Below are 16,848 nucleotides of genomic sequence, written 5' to 3'. Positions count from 1 at the left end.
CGGTGACCAAGCACCGCGTGGCAGCGCCGGCTGATGAAGACGGTGATCCCGGCCATGGGTCATGGCCCTTCCTTACGGCCGCGACAGCACCAGCCCGCCGAAGGGCGGCAAGGTCCAGCCCTGGGTGCCCGATTGCGGCGCGCCCACACTGTCCACCACCGGCCAGTTCGCCCCCTCTGGTGTTGTCCAGGCCTCGGGTCCGAAGTTGAACAGGCACAGCAGCGTCTCATCCCCATGGCTGCGCTCGAAAGCCAGCACACGCTCGCCCGCCTCGATGAAGCGCATGTCGCCCACGGCCAGCGCCGGGTGCGCCTTACGCAGGCCCAGCACTCGGCGGGTCAGCGCCAGGTGGGACTGGGGGTCGGCCTGTTGCCGGTCCACCGCCATGGCGTCATGGTCGGCGCCCACGGGCAGCCAGGGCTGGGCCGAGCTGAAACCGGCGTTGGGGGCGCCGGACGTCCACGGCATGGGCGTGCGGGCGCCGTCGCGGCCCAGGGTCAGGGGCCAGTTGGCGATGGCCTCGGGGTCCTGCAACTGCTCGAACGGGATGGCCACCTGGGTCAGCGCCAGCTCCTCCCCCTGGTAGAGGAAGATGTTGCCACGCAGGGTGACCAGCAGCAGCGCCGCCATGCGGGCGAAGGCCGCGCGGTCCTGGGGCTGGGCCCAACGGGAAACGCAGCGCGGCGCGTCGTGGTTGGAGAAGGCCCAGCTGGGCCAACCCAGGCCGGGCTCATCCGGCCACAGCGCCAGCGCCTTGCGCACCAGGGCCGGGGTCAGGGTGTCGGCATAGAGGAAGCTGAAGTCATAGGCGCTGTTCAGCCGCGTGTTGCCCGCGGTGAAGGCCTTCATCTCGCGGTCGGCACCGGGGCCGCCCACCTCCGCCACCGTGAAACGGTCGCCGCCGTAGCTGTCCAGCACGCCGCGGATACGCTCCAAAAACTTCGGGATGTCCGGGTGGGACATGTTCCTAGTGTGCAGCTGGAAATCGAAGGGACGGGTGCGCAGCGCGTGCGGGTCGGGGTTCACTGGATTGTCGGTGAAGGCCGGGTCGTGCATGGAGAAGTTGATGGCGTCCAGGCGGAAACCGTCCACCCCCCGGTCCAGCCAGAAGCGCGCCACGTCCAGCAGGGCGTCCTGCACCACCGGATTGTGCACGTTCAGGTCCGGCTGCTCGGTCAGGAAGTTGTGCAGGTAGTATTGGCCCCGTCGCGCGTCCCAGGTCCAGGCCGGGCCGCCGAAGACGGATTGCCAGTTGCAGGGCGGGCTGCCGTCGGGCTTGGCATCGGCCCAGACGTACCAGTCGGCCTTGGGATTGGTGCGGTCCTGGCGGCTTTCCTGGAACCAGGCGTGCTGGTCCGAGGTGTGGGAATAGACCTGGTCGATGATGACCTTGAGGTTCAGCTCATGGGCCCGAGCCACCAGGGCGTCGAAATCGGCCAGGGTGCCGAACAGCGGGTCGACATCGCGGAAATCCGACACGTCATAGCCGAAGTCCCGCATGGGGGAGGTGAAGAAGGGCGACAGCCAGATGGCGTCCACCCCCAGGCTGGCGACATGGTCCAGATGCCGTGTGATGCCGGGCAGGTCGCCCACCCCGTCATTGTTGGCGTCGGCGAAACTGCGCGGATAGATCTGGTAGATCGTGGCCCCGCGCCACCAGGGTCGGGGGCCGCCCGGTCCGGTATGGGTGGGGTGTTCCATGGTCATGAAGCCTCTCCAGATGCGCAGACAACGTAATCAAGCGGGGCCAGCTGGACAGCATAGCTGCCAGGGGCGGTAGGGGCAGGGCCGCATCGGCCATGCAGGGCGGTGAAACTGGTCCATTGGGCGCCAACCTCGACCTGGGCGGCCACCGGCTGGGTCCCGGTGTTGACGGCCACCAGCACCTCCCGCCCCGTCGTGGGATCGATACGGGACACGGCGAACAGCCCTGGCTTTTCGCTGGCAAAGCGCAGGACGCTACGGCCATGGCGCAGGGCGGGTTCCGCCGCGCGCAGGCGTGCCATCTCGGCCAGGGCCTTATAGAGGGGATGGTCGGGGTTGAAGCTGGGGGTGGCCGTGGTGGCGGTGGTGCCCACCAGGCGCTCGGCGTTGTAGGACGCGACCCGGCTGCCGAACATATCCTCGCGCCCCGCGCGGTCCTCCCCGCCGCTGAAGCCCTGCTCATCGCCGGCATAGACGACGGGCACGCCGCGCTGGGTGAACATCAGGGCGTTGGCCAGGATGACGCGCTTCAGGATCTCATCCTCCCCCGCCTGGGGGAAGGCCTTGCGGACGAAGAAGGCGAAGCGGCCATGGTCATGGTTGCTGACGAAGGTGGGCAGTTGGCGCGCCGCGTCCGCACCCCCCTCATACAGGGCGTCGCCGTCCAGCATCAGGGCCAGCCGGTCGGTGCCCTTGGTCCCCGCCACGGTGTCGATCACGGCACGGCGGAAGCCGAAATCCAGTACGGCCGGCAGCTTGTCCACCCGCGTATGCCGCGCCAGGACGGCGACGCGGCCATCGGTGTCCGCCACCTCGCCAAAGATATGGAAATGGGGAATGCCCTTGGCCCTAGCACGCTCCAGCATGGCGGGCACGAAGGCTTGCCAGAATTCCGGATTCACATGGCGGGTGGTGTCGATGCGGTAGCCATCGATGCCGTAGCGGTCGATCCAGGCGCCATAGATGTCGATGAAGCCCTGCACCACGGCCGGGTGCTCCGTCATCACATCGTCCAGGCCGCCGAAGTCGCCGTAGAGGGAGCTTTCGCCCTTGAAGGTCGATTCACCGCGATTGTGGTAGTAGCGGGGGTCGTTCAGCCACTCCGGCGCCTTAACATGCCGTTCGGCCTCGGGCACGACGGGGGTATAGGCATAGGCCGGGTCCGTCAGCCGGGCGAAGTTCTCCGCCGTCTGGACCTCATCGCCCATGAAACCAGCGTTGATGGACGGGCCGATGGGGCCGCCCTTGCGGGTGTAGGGATAGTCGGCCTTGGAGCGGTAGGGGCAGGGCTTGGCCCGCCCATTTCCCGAGGCGCATTCCTTGTACTGGATGACGTCGGCCGTGTGATTGATGACGATGTCCAGGTAGACCTTCATGCCGCGCGCGTGGGCCGCCTCCACCAGGGCCTTGAAGTCGTCATCCGTGCCGAAGTGCGGATCGACGTGGGTGAAGTCGGTGATCCAATAGCCGTGATAGCCGGCGGACTGGTGGCCGGGCGCCCCCTGCACCGCCTTGTTCTTGAAGATCGGCCCCACCCACAGGGCGGTGGCCCCCAGGCCCTGGATATAGTCCAGGCGCCGGATCAGCCCCTTGAGATCGCCGCCGTGATAATAGCCGCTGTCGCTCGGGTCATAGCCGGTCACCGACCGGTCACCGGTCAGCCCGCCGCCCAGGCCACCCGTGTCATTGGCGGGGTCGGCGTTGTCGAAGCGGTCGGGCAGCAGGAAATAGACCACTTCATCTTCCGCCAGACGGTCGCGGTAGTCCGCGGCGCGCGCCGGGTTGGGCCCGGCCGACAGCAAGGCGCCAGCGGCGATGATCAGGGTGGTGGAAAGCAGCGCCAGGCGGCGGCTGAGGGGTATCATGCGGTCCTCGTCAGGCTGTCGGACTGGCAGTGGCGGGCGATGAAGTCGGCATGGGTGGGCATGGCGTCCACTTCGCGCGCCACCGCCGCCTTGATGTCGGCCAGGAAACGGCGCAGGTCCTCCTCCGACAACTGGTCGGCCAGGGGGTGATGGTCGTGCGGCCAGACGCCCTGCCCCAGGAAGACGTGCAGCCAGCTGACCTCGCTGAACAGTTCGTCATGGTCGCGGGCGACACGGCCCAGCGCCTGGAAGACGCGCATGCGCCGCGTCAGTTCCTCGGGCACCGGCCGGCCCCGGCACTCTCGCCAGAAGGGGCTGTCGGCGCGCTCCGTGGCCACATAGTGCAGGATGATGAAGTCGCGGATGCGCTCATACTCGATGGCCGAGGCCCGGTTGAACTCCTCCGCCACGGCGGGATCCAACGTGTGGTTGGGCAGCAGGGTGATGAGCCGGGACAGGGCCGACTGCACCAGGTGGATGCTGGTGGATTCCAGCGGCTCCATGAACCCGCCGGCCAGGCCCACGGCCACGACGTTGCGGTTCCAGAAGCGGCGGCGCCGGCCGGCGGTGAAGCGCAGCGGACGCGGATCGGCCAGCGCCTCGCCCTCCAGGTTGGCCAGCAGGGTGGCGGCCGCCTCGTCATCGCTGACATGGCGGCTGGAATAGACATAGCCGTTGCCGGTGCGGTGCTGTAGCGGAATGCGCCACTGCCAGCCGGCGGGCCGCGCGGTCGAGCGGGTGTAGGGCGTCAAGGCAGCGGCGGACCCATCGTGCGCGCAGGGCACGGCCCAGGCCCGGTCACACGGCAGCCAGTGCGACCAATCCTCGAACCCGGTGTTCAGCGCCTGCTCGATCAGCAGGCCGCGAAAACCGGAGCAGTCGATGAACAGGTCGCCCTTGATGCGCGTGCCGTCCGCCATCTCCACCGCGTCGACGAAGCCGTCGTGCGCGCGCAGGACGGTGCGGACGATCCTGCCCTCCGTCCGGCGCACGCCGCGCTGTTCCACGAACCGGCGCAGGTATTGGGCGTACAGCCCCGCGTCGATGTGGAAGGCGTAGGCCAGCGGCTCCAGCGGGCTTTGCCGGCGCGGATCGGGCCGTGTGAAACGTCCGCGCCGGGCCGCCACGCTGTTCAGGATGTAGGGCTCCCAATCGTCCGTCACGCCCAGGCGGTGGGCGCGCAGCCAGAAGTCCTGGAAGTGCCCCAGCCCCAGCGCGTGGCCGAAGGCGCCGAAACTGTGCAGGTAGCGGTGGCCGGGCCGCAGCCAGTCCACGAACTCGATCCCCAGCTTGATGGTGCCCTGGGTTTCGCGCAGGAAGTCGTTTTCATCCAGGCCCAGGGCGCGATTGAACACGCCGATGGGGGGGATGGTCGCCTCGCCCACGCCCACGGTGCCGATCTCTTGCGATTCCACCAGGTGGATGCGATGGCCCCCGGAGCCGCCGCCGGGGCCGAGGATATGGCTGAAAAGGGCGGCCGCCATCCAGCCGGCGGTGCCGCCGCCAACGATGACGATGTCACGGAGGGGGGCGAACGTCATGGCCTGTCTTCCAGGTCGCTGTTGCCGGTACGTCCCCACCGGGGCGGGGAAAGGGTGAGGCGGGCCCCGGTTCACCTGTATCTGGGAGCCACCAGGGCCTGGGCCCGCCTCACGAGGGCTCGGGGAGAAAGGCGAGAAGCGCCCGCCGGCTGGGAGGCCGGCGGGAAACCTCACCCTATCGGCTCAGTACTTGTAGGAAGCACCGAGCAGATAACGAACGCCGTACTTTTCGTACCGCCAATTCTGTGTGGTATCGCCGTTGTAGTAGGTGATGACCGGCTCATCCGTCAGGTTCTGGGCCTGCAGGACGATGGACAGGCCCTTCAGGGCGCCTTCGCCGAAGTCATAGCTGACCTGGGCATCGACCAGGGTTTCCGGCACCGCCATGTCGAACTCGCGGCCCTGGCCGAAGCCCGTCTGTTCCGACAGATAGCCGGAGCGGTGGGTTACCGAGACGCGGGCGCCGAAGCCGCCGTTCTCGTAGTAGAGCGTGCCCTGTTCCGTCCACTTGGAGTAACCGGCCACCGGCAGCGTGCTGTTACCGCTGCCCACACCCTGGGAGCCCGCCTGCAGGTCGGTCTGCGTCCAGCCGGCGGCACCGTTGATGCCGAAGCCGCTCAGCTTGGACCACACCATGTCCAGCGGCACGGCGAACGCGGCTTCCACACCCTCGATCATGCCGCCGGTGCCGTTCACGGGCACGGTGACATAGCCGAAGTTGGTGGCCGGCGTGGCGGCGGAGTTGGGGTTGATACCGGTGAAGTCGGTCAGCGTGCTCTTGTTGTAGATGTTGTTTTCCAGGTGCTTGTAGAACGCCGCCAGCGACAGGTAGCCAGCCTTGTTGAAGTAGTATTCGTAGGACAGGTCGACGGCGTCGGCGTACCAGGGCTTCAGGTAGGGGTTGCCGCCGTTGCCACTCCATGGGCCGTTGTTGGGGTTGGAAATCCCGGCCTTGGAGGCGTCGAAGCCATAGGACAGGTTGGCCTGCATCTGGTCCATGCGGGCCCGCATCATCTCACGGGCGGCACCCAGGCGAATCTGGTGGTCCGGGTTGGGCAGGACGAAGGCCAGGTTAAGGCTGGGCAGCAGGTCGGTATAGCCGACGCCCAGGGTACGGTCCTGGTACTTGTTGGCGGCGACGATGGCGACACCGGTGGACGACTGGTCGGTATGGACCAGTTGCAGGCCAACATTGCCCATGACCTTCACCGCCCCGACATTCCCATCCAAGTCCGCCTTGACGAAGCCGGTGGTGACCTTCTCGGTCACGGTGTAGTGGCTGTCGCTGGTGCAGTTGGCGCGGTACTGGGCGCAGGGCACCAGGCTGTAGACGCCACGGGATAGCAGTTCCACCGGGTTGTAGGCGACGGTGTTGCCCAGGCCGATCCAGCTGAGGTCGGCGGTGCCCACCATGGCCCAGGACGGGATGGCGGCGCTGGCGCCCTTCACCCCGGTCAGCGGATCGACCGCCGCGGTCAGGTTGGACGTCAGGGTGACGTACCATTCCGGCTGATAGTATTCCTTGTTGCGCTCGGTGTAGTTCACGCCGATGTCGATGTCCTTGAGGAAGGCGACCTCGTGGAAGTCCTTCTTCAGGTCGCCCCTCAGCGAGAGCAGATCGTCGTGCACCCGCGGCTTGTTCAGATAGCCGTTCTGGGCATAGGGGGTGGTGCCGCCGTTCCAGTTGTTGGGATCGGTCAGCTTGATCAGGTTGGGATCGGCGTAATTCAGGTTGTGGGTGTACTGGTACCCGGCCTCATTGGTGCCGACATTGGTGAACCCGATGGTGTCGGTGGCGCCGGACGACCCGCTGGAGCCGGTGCCGAAGTAGGATTCGAAGCGGGTGGTGGTACGGTCCGCCAGGCTGTAGCCGGCGTCCAGGGTGCCGGTCCAGTCGCCCTTGGTGTACTGGCCGTTCCAGCCCATGGAGTACAGGTCGGACTGGGTGGAGCCCACGTCGCTGCGGCCCACGCCCTTCACGCCGCTGAACGCGCCGCTGGTGATCATGTTGCCAACGGTGGTGTAGCCGGGCAGCAGCGCCACGGCCGGCTGCGCGCCGTTGGCGGAGCCGTTGCCCCACTGCAGCGGCATCTCGATGCCACGCTGCCACTGATAGTCCTGGTAGTGGGTGTAGAAGAAGTCCAGCGACGTGGTGAAGTTGTCGGTGGGCTTGTACTGCACCGTGCTCATGATGCCGGTGCGGTTGAACTCTTCGGAGTTGGCGCGCACCTCGTCACCGCCGATGACATAGCTGCCGTTGGACAACTGCGGGTAGCCCCAGACGCGGGAGGTTTCCTGCTGGGTGGGGGAGTTCAGGTGCGCGATGGACAGCGACACGCCCAGGGTGTCATGGGCGAACTGGTCGATGTAGGTGGCGCTGGCGCGGTAGCCCTTGTCCTCGCTGTCGGAGTTCAACTTGCCGATGGAGGTCTGCTCATACCGGGCGGAAGCGGACAGCACCCGCTTGCCGTAATCCAGCGGGCGCACGGTCTGCAGGTCCACGGTGCCGGCCAGGCCCTGGGCGGTGAAGCCGGCCTGAGGGGTCTTGTAGACCACGGCGCTGCTGATGATTTCCGAGGGGTACAGATCGTATTCGACGCTGCGGTTGTTGCCGGTCGACACCTGCTCGCGCCCGTTCAGGGTGGTCAGGGTGAAGTCCGGGCCCAGGCCGCGCAGGCTGATGACCTGGGCGCGGCCGTCGACGCGCTGGGCGGCCAGGCCGGGCAGGCGGGCCAGCGATTCCGCGATGGAATTGTCCGGCAGCTTGCCGATGTCTTCGGCCGAGATCGCTTCCACGATCTGGCTGGCGTCGCGCTTCGCCTCGATCGCCGATTCCAGCGAGTGGCGGAAGCCGCTGACGACGATTTCCTGCATGTCATCGGTGGTGGCGGCATCCGCCGGCGCGCTTTGCGCCATCGCGGTGCCGTGCATCAACAGCACCGCGGTGCTGACACCCAGGGCCAGCCTGGCGGCCAGCGCGATCTTCTTATCCTTCATGGCACCCTCCCCTTAAGTCTCGCCTTCGAGCGGGCCGTTACCCGGCCCAGTTGCTGCTGTTTCTTGAAAGCGCCCACCCCGCGGATGGACACCCCCGGGTCGCCCCGGCATGAACGAGGGCCTTGACGCCCCCGGTCGGCGGGGCGCCACGCACGACGTCATGAATGTCACGGTGTGGATCGGCGATGGCTCAGAGGGGACGCTGCCAAGGCCTTCGCGGCGCCCGGCCCGTCATGTCACCCTGATCGCGCATCATCCTGGATGGGACGCCTTGGCGCCCGGCCCCGTATCCTCCCGAATTTGTGACGATCATAGTGGGGGCCGGATTTTTGTAACATAGCCCGCATACGTATGTGCAACGATCCAGTAACGGGCGCATACGTATTCAGAATGCAAGGTTTGCTTAACCAATTTTGCTTTTGTCGGGCAAGTAATCGCTTTCGCAGGCGCACAATTTCGCCAACCGAGCCCTTGGATTGCGATTGCAGGCCCCCCTAATTGCGATAAGCGGGAGAGGCACGGGGAAGCGATCACGACATAGTCGTGTCCGTACGGTCTACGCAGGGTGTCGCGCTGGTGGGGCCGGGTCGTCTGCCTTATCATTCGGCGCTTTAACCAGCTTGCCCATAAGCCCGTGGCCCGTCCTGGACCCCGCGGGCCCATCCGGAGGGAAACCATGACCAAGTCCATTCTGCGTGCCGCGCTGGTGTCGGCCGCGACGGTGACCGCCGTCGGCGCGCCGTTCGCGGCCCTGGCGGCGGCCGCCCCGGTCACCACCACCATTCACCTGATCACCGCCACCGGCGTGGGCCCGGCCATTGGCACCATCACGGCCACCGAGGGCAGCGGCGGTCTGGTGCTGACGCCCAAGCTGACGGGCCTGACGCCGGGTGTGCACGGCTTCCACCTGCATGCCAACGCGTCCTGCCAGCCGGGGGAAAAGGATGGCAAACCCGGCGCCGGCCTGGCCGCCGGCGGCCATTTCGATCCCGCCAGCACCGGCAAGCACCTGGGCCCGACCGGGGACGGCCACAAGGGCGACCTGCCGCCGCTGACGGTGACGGCCGATGGCAGCACGGCCCCCGATCCGCTGACCGCGCCGCACCTGACGCTGGCCGACATCGCCGGCCACGCCTTCATCATCCACGCGGGTGGCGACAACTTCTCCGACACGCCGGAGCCCCTGGGCGGCGGGGGTGGCCGCGTCGCCTGCGGTGTGGTGGGCGAGAAGTAGCCGGAGCCGGTTCCGGACTTGTAACAAATCCTGATACGGCCCTTGTTCCCCAGCACGCGCCCTGCCTATAGTCATAGGCATAAAGGCGGGTCGGCAGCGATACCGCCCATGACAAAACCGGGAGGGTGCTGGCGGGGGGACAAGGGCCGACACGGCCGTCGCATCCCAGAATCCGTTCCGGTACCCCCCAGGGAAAACGCGGGGGCGTGATGGCGGAGAGCGGGACAACCCGGATGGACGTGGATGATCAGGCGCGCGGCCTGAACGCGGCGGCCGTCCGCGCCATGGCGGCGGGCCAGCCCGCGCGGGCGCTGGCCCTGCTGGAAGAGGCGCTGTCCTTCTCGCCGACCCAGGTGCCGCTATGGCTGAACCTGGCGGCGGCCCATCGCGCCCTGGGCGAACCCCTGGCCGCGCTGGCGGCGTTGGACCGGGCGCTGGCGCTGGAGCCCCGCGCCTTCATGGCCTTGCTGATGCGCGCGTCGCTGCTGGACAGCATGGGCCACGCCCGCCAGGCGGGGGCGGCGTATGGCACCGCCCTGCAACTGGCGCCGCCGGACACGGCGCTGGACGTGCCCACCGCCCGCGCGGTGACCCGCGCCCGCGAGCGCCACGCCCAATACCTGTCCGAACTGGACGGCTTCCTGAAAGGGGAGATCGACGGTGACTTGCGCCGTTGCCAGAGCGGTGAGGCGCGGCGCATGGCCCGCTTCGTCGATATGGCGCTGGGCCGGGCCAAACCCTATCACCAACAGCCCGCGCAGTTCTTCTATCCCGGCCTGCCCGCCGCGATCGAGTTCTTCGACCGCGCGGAGTTCCCCTGGCTGACGGAGTTGGAGGCCGGGACCGACGCCGTGCGGGCGGAGCTGTCCGCCGTCCTGCGGGACGAGGACGACCCGAGCCAGTTCGTGCCCTATATCGCCTATCCCGACGGCTTGCCCCTGGACCAGTGGGCGGAGCTGAACCATTCGCCGCGGTGGAGCGCCTTCCATTTCATGCATTACGGCCGGCCGCACGCTGAGAACCGCGCCCGCTGCCCCCGGACGGCGGCCTTGCTGGACACCATGCCGCAGCCCCAGGTGCCGGGCAAATCCCCCGCCGCCATGTTTTCCGTGTTGAAGCCCCGCACGCGCATCCCGGCCCACACCGGCGTGTCCAACACGCGACTGGTGGTGCACCTGCCCCTGGTGGTGCCGTCCGGCTGCGGCTTCCGCGTGGGCAACGAGACGCGGGCATGGAAGGTGGGCGAGGCGTGGGTGTTCGATGACACCATCGAGCATGAGGCCTGGAACGACAGTGACCAGACCCGCGTCATCCTGCTGTTCGATATCTGGCATCCCCACTTGAGCGCGGCGGAACGCGAGATGATCACCCAGGTCATGACGGGAATCGACCGCTTCAACGGCGACCTGCCGCCGGAGGATGGGGCCGGCGGCGGCCTGTAACGAGGACGCCGCCTTTTTAACCCACGGTGTCGGCGGCGGATGCGCCGGTGGGTACCCGGGGCGCCTTGCGGTTGCGGTTCACCACCATCTCATCATGCAGCACGGTGATGATCCCGCTGCCGGTACGCACGAACAGGCCCGGCACGATGGCATGCACCAGGCACGCCATACCCCCCAGAAGCATCCGCACGCCAAAGGAGGTCGCCACCAGGGCGTGCTCGCCATAGCTTTCCTGGACCGAACTCGGATGGTCGATGAACAGCTTGCGCAACATGGTCCCTGCTTCCCTCATCCAGTGCCGGCCGCTCACGGGCCGCCTGCCGCCAAGAATAACGCAGACTGGCTTGAGAAAAATCCCCAACTGTCCCACAGTTTCTGGGAACTTTGTTGATTTTATCCCAATATGCCGGCGAATTATGGAACACCTTGATAAAACGGACATCCGCCTGCTGCAATTGCTGCAGGAGGACGCGTCGCTGTCCATCGCGCAGTTGGCGGAGACGGTGGCGCTTTCGACCAATGCCTGCTGGCGCCGGGTGAAACAGCTGGAGGAGGCGGGGGTCATCCGCCGCCGCGTCGCCCTGCTGGACGCCGATCTGCTGGGCTGTGGCATCACCGTGTTCGTGGCCATCCGCACCAACCAGCATAATGAGGAATGGCTGGAGACCTTCGCCCGGGGCGTGGCCGAGATTCCCGAGATCGTGGAATTCTATCGCATGAGCGGCGACGTGGATTACATGCTGAAGGTGCTGGTGGCCGACATCCCGCATTATGACCGGGTCTACAAACGCCTGATCAAGGTGACACGCCTGACCGACGTCAGTTCCAGCTTCGCCATGGAACGCATCAAGTCCACCACCGCCATCCCCCTGCCCCCGCCCAGACCTTGAGCCCCGGCGGGCGTGACCCCGCGGGTCACTACCAGAGTGGGCATACGCCTAAGGCAAGATCGCCAAGGCGGCGTAACTGCGGCATGGTCCGCTTTTCACGAAGCCCGTCCGCGTGTGTAGCGCGGAGGGCTTTTTCATGAGCGGTCGGCGCGCCATTTTGGGTACAGGCGCGCATCGGGGTGAGGGGCGCGGGCCGTGGAAATGCTGCTGCGACAGCGGGTGCGACTGGCGGGGCTGGCGGCCCTGGGCGGGATCGTCGCCCTGCTGTTGATCATGCAATCCATCTTCGCGGAGGTGGTGAGCAGCGAAAAGTGGGTGAACCACAGCCACCAAGTCCGCACCACCGCGGTCCTGGCGTTGAACCACATCCTGTCGGCGGAATCGTCCCAGCGGCTGTACCTGCTGGTCCGGGGACCGGAGGCGCGGGACCACTTCCAGGGGTACCGCGACGATGCCACCAACCAGTTGCTGGCGTTGAGCACCCTGGTCAGCGACAACCCGGACCAGACCCGCCGGGTATCGACACTGACGGCGCTGGCCAATGCGCGGTTGGACGCCCTGCAGGTGCTGATGCAGACGCCGGCCGGAACCCCGCCCGACAGCATCACGGTGGAACGGGGCGAGTCCCTGATGGCCGAGGTGCGCGAACAGGTGGCCGTCATCGATGGGACGGAGCAGGCGCTGCTGGTGCAGCGGCAGGGCCGGGTCGCCACCCTGCGCCTGCTGTTCGTGGCCGGCAGCGTGGTCATCTGCCTGGTCGCCGGCGGGCTGGTATGGCGCCTGTCCAGCGGCGCCATGACCGAGGCCGACCGGGAAAGCCGCATGCGCCAGCAGCTGCAGGAGATGCTGGACGAGAAAGGCCGCCTGCTGCGAGAGATCAACCACCGGGTGGGCAACGGCCTGTCCATGATCGGCACCCTGCTGCAATTGCAGACGCACGACACCAAGGATCCCCAGGCGGAGCGCGCCCTGGCGGAGGCCCGCACCCGCGTGCTGGCCATCAACGAGGTCCACAAGCGCATGCTGCAGGCCGAAACGGTGGATGAGGTGGAGTTCGGCGCCCTGCTTCCCGCCTTCTGCCGGGAAGTGGCGGCGGAGTACGGCGCCTTGGACCGGGTCCAGGTCACCAGCACGCCCGTATTGCTGCCGGTGGAAACGGGGGTGGCGCTGGCCCTGATCCTGAATGAGATGCTGACGCCCACCCTGCGGCGGTCCGACCAGTTGTCCAGCCCGGTGACCCTGGGCCTGACGGTCGTGGACAACCGCCTGTCCTGCATCATCGACGACCCCAGCGGCCAGTTGCCGGCCGACATGGGGGCCGCCCGCCTGGCCGGTATCGGCATGACGGTGGTGCAGGCGCTGTGCCGGCAGATCGGGGCGGAAATGGCCTTCGACAAGGCGGGCACACAATTCTACATTTCAGTCACCGTGCCCAAGGCCCGCAAGGTGCGGGCGGCCTGACGCGTCGCCGCGGCGACAGAGTCACCCCGCTAATCATTTGAGAAATCGGATCCGCAACGATCCGCTATACCTCTGCGCCTGTATTTTCCGGCAGCTTTCGCTATGATGGCGGCGCCCTGAGGATTGGCCGGGAAAGGTACGACGGCTTGCCACCCCACTACCTGAAGCTGCACGCCAGAGGCTTGCGGGCGCGGCTGCAAATCCTGTTGCTGGTGGTGGTGGCGCCCCTGACGGCCCTGTCCATCGCCGATTATGGCGCCCGACGGTCGGAGGCCGTGGCCGCCGCCCAGGCCCAGGCCCTGAGCCTGGCACATGCCATCGCCGGACAACAGGCCTTGCTGGTCACCCAGGCCCGCAACATCGCCGACACCCTGCTGAGCGAAAGCGCCCATCTGCCGTTGGACCAATGCATCCAGGATGCGCGGCTGATGAAGCAGGCGCATCCCTGGATCAACAACGTCAACCTGATGAGCCCGGACGGCCAGGTCTTCTGCTCGTCCGCCGAACGGCCCTTCCAGAATTTCGGCGACCGTGACTATTTCCAGGAACTGCTGGAAACCGGCCAGCCCACGATCAGCGACTTCCTGATCGGTCGAACCAACGGCAAGCCCATCATGGTGGTGACGCGGATACGGGCCACGCCCAGCGGCGGCGTCGACCAGGTGGCCGGCACCGCCATCAATCTGCAATGGCTGGAGGATATGGGCCGCCAGATGGTGGCACGGCGCCACGCCGTTTTCCTGGCCGTCGACCGCCATGGGCACCTCCTGGCTCGCTATCCCGAGCAGGACACGGCCCTGGGCGCAGGCGGCGCGCGGCTGCCCCTGATCGGCACCATCCTGGCCACACCGGACGGCACGGCCGACATGGCCGACCTGAGGGGTGAGAAGCAGCTTTTCGGCATCGCCAGCGTGGGTGACACGGGGGCCCGGGTGGCCGTGGGCCTGTCCAAGGCCGAGGTGCTGGCCAACGCCAACATCGACTTCCGCCGCAACCTGGTGGCGGTTCTGGCCATCACCCTGCTGGCCTTCGCGCTGGGGGTCGCGGGGCTGGAATTGTCGGTGCTACGCTGGCTGCAGACCTTGGGCGACGCGGCCCAGCGCATCGCCGCCGGCGACCGTGCCATTCATCTCGACAGCCCCGGCAGCGGACCGGAACTGGAAGCGGTGGCCCAGGCCTTCAACGCCATGGCCGACGCCGTGGCCCGGCAAGAGCAGGAACTGATCGCGCGCGAGGAACGGTTCCGCGACCTGACGGAAGTGTCGACGGACTGGTACTGGGAAACGGACGAAACCCACCGCTTCACCTATATTTCGGACGGAATCCGGTTCGTCGGCATGGATATGGGCCAATTGCTGGGCCGTACCCGGCGTGAGCTGTCCGCCGATGCCGACGCCACCCATTGGGCGGTTTATGAGAGCTTCCTGAACAACCGCGTTCCCTTCCGCGACTTCAGCTATTCCGTACGCGGTCCCGATGGCGGGATGCTGCACCTGGAAATCTCCGGCCGGCCCTACTACGGGTCGGATGGGCAGTTCCGCGGCTTCCGCGGAATCGGCCGCAACATCACGCCCCTGGTGGAGGCGCGCCAGCGCCTGCAGGATCGCGACCGGCTGCTGACCGCCATCCTGGAATCCATAGACCAAGGCATCGTCGCCTTCGATGCGCAGTTGCGCCTGTCCATCCGCAACCACCAATTCCTGGACCTCATGGACATGAAGCCGCAGGACTGCCTACCGGGCATGCCCCTGGCGGAGGTGGAAGCGCTGTTGACGGATCACGCCGCCGCTCCCCTGGTCGGCATGCATCCGCAGGGCCCCGTGGCCGGCCAAGAACCAACCGCCGATCCCGGGACACCGGACGGCATGACGCCGGTAACCTACGAACTGACCCGACCCGACGGCAGCACCCTGGAGGCGCAAGCCATCCCCATGGCGGGCAGCGGCTTCGTCGTCAGCTACCGGGACATGACGGTGCAGCGGCGGCAGGTGAGCGACCTGATCGACGCCCGTGACCGGCTGGCGGCCCAGGCGCGGGAGCTGCGCACCCTGGCGGAGGAGCTGGACGCGGCCCGGCGGGCGGCGGAGGCGGCGAACGCGGCCAAGTCCGACTTCCTGGCCAATATGAGCCATGAGATCCGCACCCCCATGAACGGCGTGATGGGCATGGTGCAGTTGCTGCAGGAAAGCCCGCTGACCACCGACCAGGCGGCCTACACCGCCGTCATCCGCGACAGCGCCGACGCCTTGCTGTCCATCATCAACGACATCCTGGACATCTCGAAGCTGGAAGCCGGCCGCGTGGAACTGGAGGAGGTGCCGTTCGCCCTGGCCGACGTCACCGCCGGGGTGATGGCCATCCTGGGCCCCCGCGCGAGGGACAAGGGCATCCGGCTGGAAACGGTGGCGACCGGGGCCCCTCCGGGTCATTATCGGGGGGATTCCCTGCGCCTGCGCCAGGTGCTGCTGAACCTGGTGGGCAACGCCGTGAAGTTCACGGAAAAGGGATCGGTCGTGCTGGAGGTCGACGTGGGCATCGCCCAGGATGACAGGGCGCCGCTGAATTTCGCCGTGCGCGACACCGGCATCGGCATCAGCGCCACGGCCCAGGCGCAATTGTTCCGCAAGTTCGGCCAGGCCGACACATCCATCTCGCGCCGCTTCGGCGGGTCCGGCCTGGGCCTGGCCATTTCCCAGCGCCTGGTGGCGCTGATGGGCGGCGCCATCCATTTGGAAAGCGCCCTGAACCAGGGCAGCACCTTTTCCTTCACCATCACGTTACCGCTCGTTCCGGCCAAGGACATGCCCAAAACCAGCCCGCCCCCAGCCGCGCCCCAGGCCCCGCCACCCCGCGCCGGGCGCAGCCCGAAAACCACGCGCCATGGCCTGCCTGGCGGGGATGGCGCCCACCTGCTGGTGGTGGACGACAACGGCATCAACCAGACCGTGGCCAAAACCATGCTGGAACGGCTGGGCTATCACGTCACCCTGGCCGGTGACGCGCGGACGGCGCTGGACCTGTATGAACGGAACACTTTCCAGGCCGTGCTGATGGACATCCAGATGCCGGAGATGGACGGCGTGCAGGCCACCCAGCGCATGCGCGCCATCCAGCAGGCGACGGGCGCCCCCCGCACCCCCGTCATCGCCATGACGGCCAACGCCATGGCCGGCATGCGGGAGGAGTATCTGGCCGCCGGCATGGACGACTACATCGCCAAGCCTTTCGCCCTTCCCACCCTGGCGAACACCGTGGCGCGTTGGGTGGGAGCGGCCACCCCTGTCGCCGCACCGCCGCCGCCAGCAGAACCAGCGCCAGCGCCCGTCCACGAACCGCCGGTGCTGGACCCGGCGCCGTTGCGGCAGTTGGCGGAGCTGTTGGACACGGACACCCTGGCGGACCTGGTCATGTCCTCCGTGGCGGAGTGCGAGGCGCGGGTGGCCACGCTGGAGACGCTGGCGGCCACCAACGACACCGACGCCATGGCCAAGGCCGCCCACACCCTGATCGCGACCGCCGGCGATATCGGCCTGCGGCAAATGCAGGCCCAGGCCACGCGCATTCAAACGGCGGCGCGCGCTGGCAAGGCGGAGGCGTGCCGCCCCGATATCGCCGCCCTGGCCAGCACCCTGCCCGCCGGAATGGCCGCCGTGGCCGCCGTGCTGAAACCGCTGCTGAAAAAAGGACGAGACGGGACGGCTTGACCGAAAGGGA

The 16,848-nt window shown here is 67.5% G+C and carries 10 protein-coding genes; 5 read left to right on the top strand and 5 right to left on the bottom strand.

What is annotated here, in order from left to right:
• Window positions 1-72 precede the first annotated feature (72 nt).
• The 4 genes from UCD39_RS13040 to UCD39_RS13025 form a co-directional block, all read right to left on the bottom strand.
• Window positions 73-1,707, bottom strand: a complete 1,635-nt coding sequence (locus tag UCD39_RS13040) for an alpha-glucosidase family protein (protein WP_330496423.1) — start codon at window positions 1,705-1,707, stop codon at window positions 73-75.
• Window positions 1,704-3,569 (bottom strand): alpha-amylase family glycosyl hydrolase, encoded by a 1,866-nt coding sequence (locus UCD39_RS13035; protein WP_330496422.1) that lies wholly within the window; start codon window positions 3,567-3,569, stop codon window positions 1,704-1,706. Before UCD39_RS13035 ends, UCD39_RS13040 begins: the two co-directional genes overlap by 4 nt.
• Window positions 3,566-5,110, bottom strand: a complete 1,545-nt coding sequence (locus UCD39_RS13030) for a tryptophan halogenase family protein (protein WP_330496421.1) — start codon at window positions 5,108-5,110, stop codon at window positions 3,566-3,568. Before UCD39_RS13030 ends, UCD39_RS13035 begins: the two co-directional genes overlap by 4 nt.
• 183 nt (window positions 5,111-5,293) lie before the next feature.
• Window positions 5,294-8,107 carry a TonB-dependent receptor gene (locus UCD39_RS13025; RefSeq protein WP_330496420.1) on the bottom strand — a complete coding sequence of 938 codons (2,814 nt, stop codon included), beginning with the start codon at window positions 8,105-8,107 and terminating at the stop codon, window positions 5,294-5,296.
• Between the two features lie 676 nt (window positions 8,108-8,783).
• Between UCD39_RS13025 and sodC the strand changes: the two genes are divergently transcribed.
• Both sodC and UCD39_RS13015 read left to right on the top strand, forming a co-directional pair.
• Entirely contained in the window at window positions 8,784-9,341 is a 558-nt protein-coding gene (gene sodC / locus UCD39_RS13020) for a superoxide dismutase [Cu-Zn] SodC (RefSeq protein WP_330496419.1), read from the top strand.
• Window positions 9,342-9,574: 233 nt separating this feature from the next.
• Window positions 9,575-10,783: an aspartyl/asparaginyl beta-hydroxylase domain-containing protein gene (locus UCD39_RS13015; RefSeq protein WP_330496418.1), complete on the top strand. Its 1,209-nt coding sequence runs from the start codon at window positions 9,575-9,577 to the stop codon at window positions 10,781-10,783.
• A gap of 16 nt (window positions 10,784-10,799) precedes the next feature.
• Here UCD39_RS13015 and UCD39_RS13010 read toward each other — a convergent pair whose 3' ends face one another.
• The gene (locus UCD39_RS13010) at window positions 10,800-11,057 is read right to left on the bottom strand and encodes a DUF6356 family protein (RefSeq protein WP_145735858.1); all 258 of its coding nucleotides are present in this window, start codon (window positions 11,055-11,057) and stop codon (window positions 10,800-10,802) included.
• A 142-nt stretch (window positions 11,058-11,199) separates the two neighbouring features.
• Between UCD39_RS13010 and UCD39_RS13005 the strand changes: the two genes are divergently transcribed.
• From UCD39_RS13005 to UCD39_RS12995, 3 genes are all read left to right on the top strand, one after another.
• Complete coding sequence (locus UCD39_RS13005; RefSeq protein WP_330496417.1) at window positions 11,200-11,673, top strand: Lrp/AsnC family transcriptional regulator; 474 nt, start codon at window positions 11,200-11,202, stop codon at window positions 11,671-11,673.
• Window positions 11,674-11,874: 201 nt separating this feature from the next.
• A complete protein-coding gene (locus tag UCD39_RS13000; protein WP_330496548.1) occupies window positions 11,875-13,134 on the top strand; it encodes a sensor histidine kinase in 1,260 nt (419 codons plus the stop codon).
• 146 nt (window positions 13,135-13,280) lie between these two features.
• Window positions 13,281-16,838, top strand: a complete 3,558-nt coding sequence (locus UCD39_RS12995; protein ID WP_330496416.1) for a response regulator — start codon at window positions 13,281-13,283, stop codon at window positions 16,836-16,838.
• The last annotated feature ends 10 nt before the right edge of the window (window positions 16,839-16,848 follow it).

It is taken from the genome of Nitrospirillum karajorum (assembly GCF_036348415.1).
GTDB classification, from domain to species: Bacteria; Pseudomonadota; Alphaproteobacteria; order Azospirillales; family Azospirillaceae; genus Nitrospirillum; species Nitrospirillum amazonense_B.
Note: the sequence above shows the minus strand (reverse complement) of the source record. Positions and strands in the feature narration are given on the sequence as shown.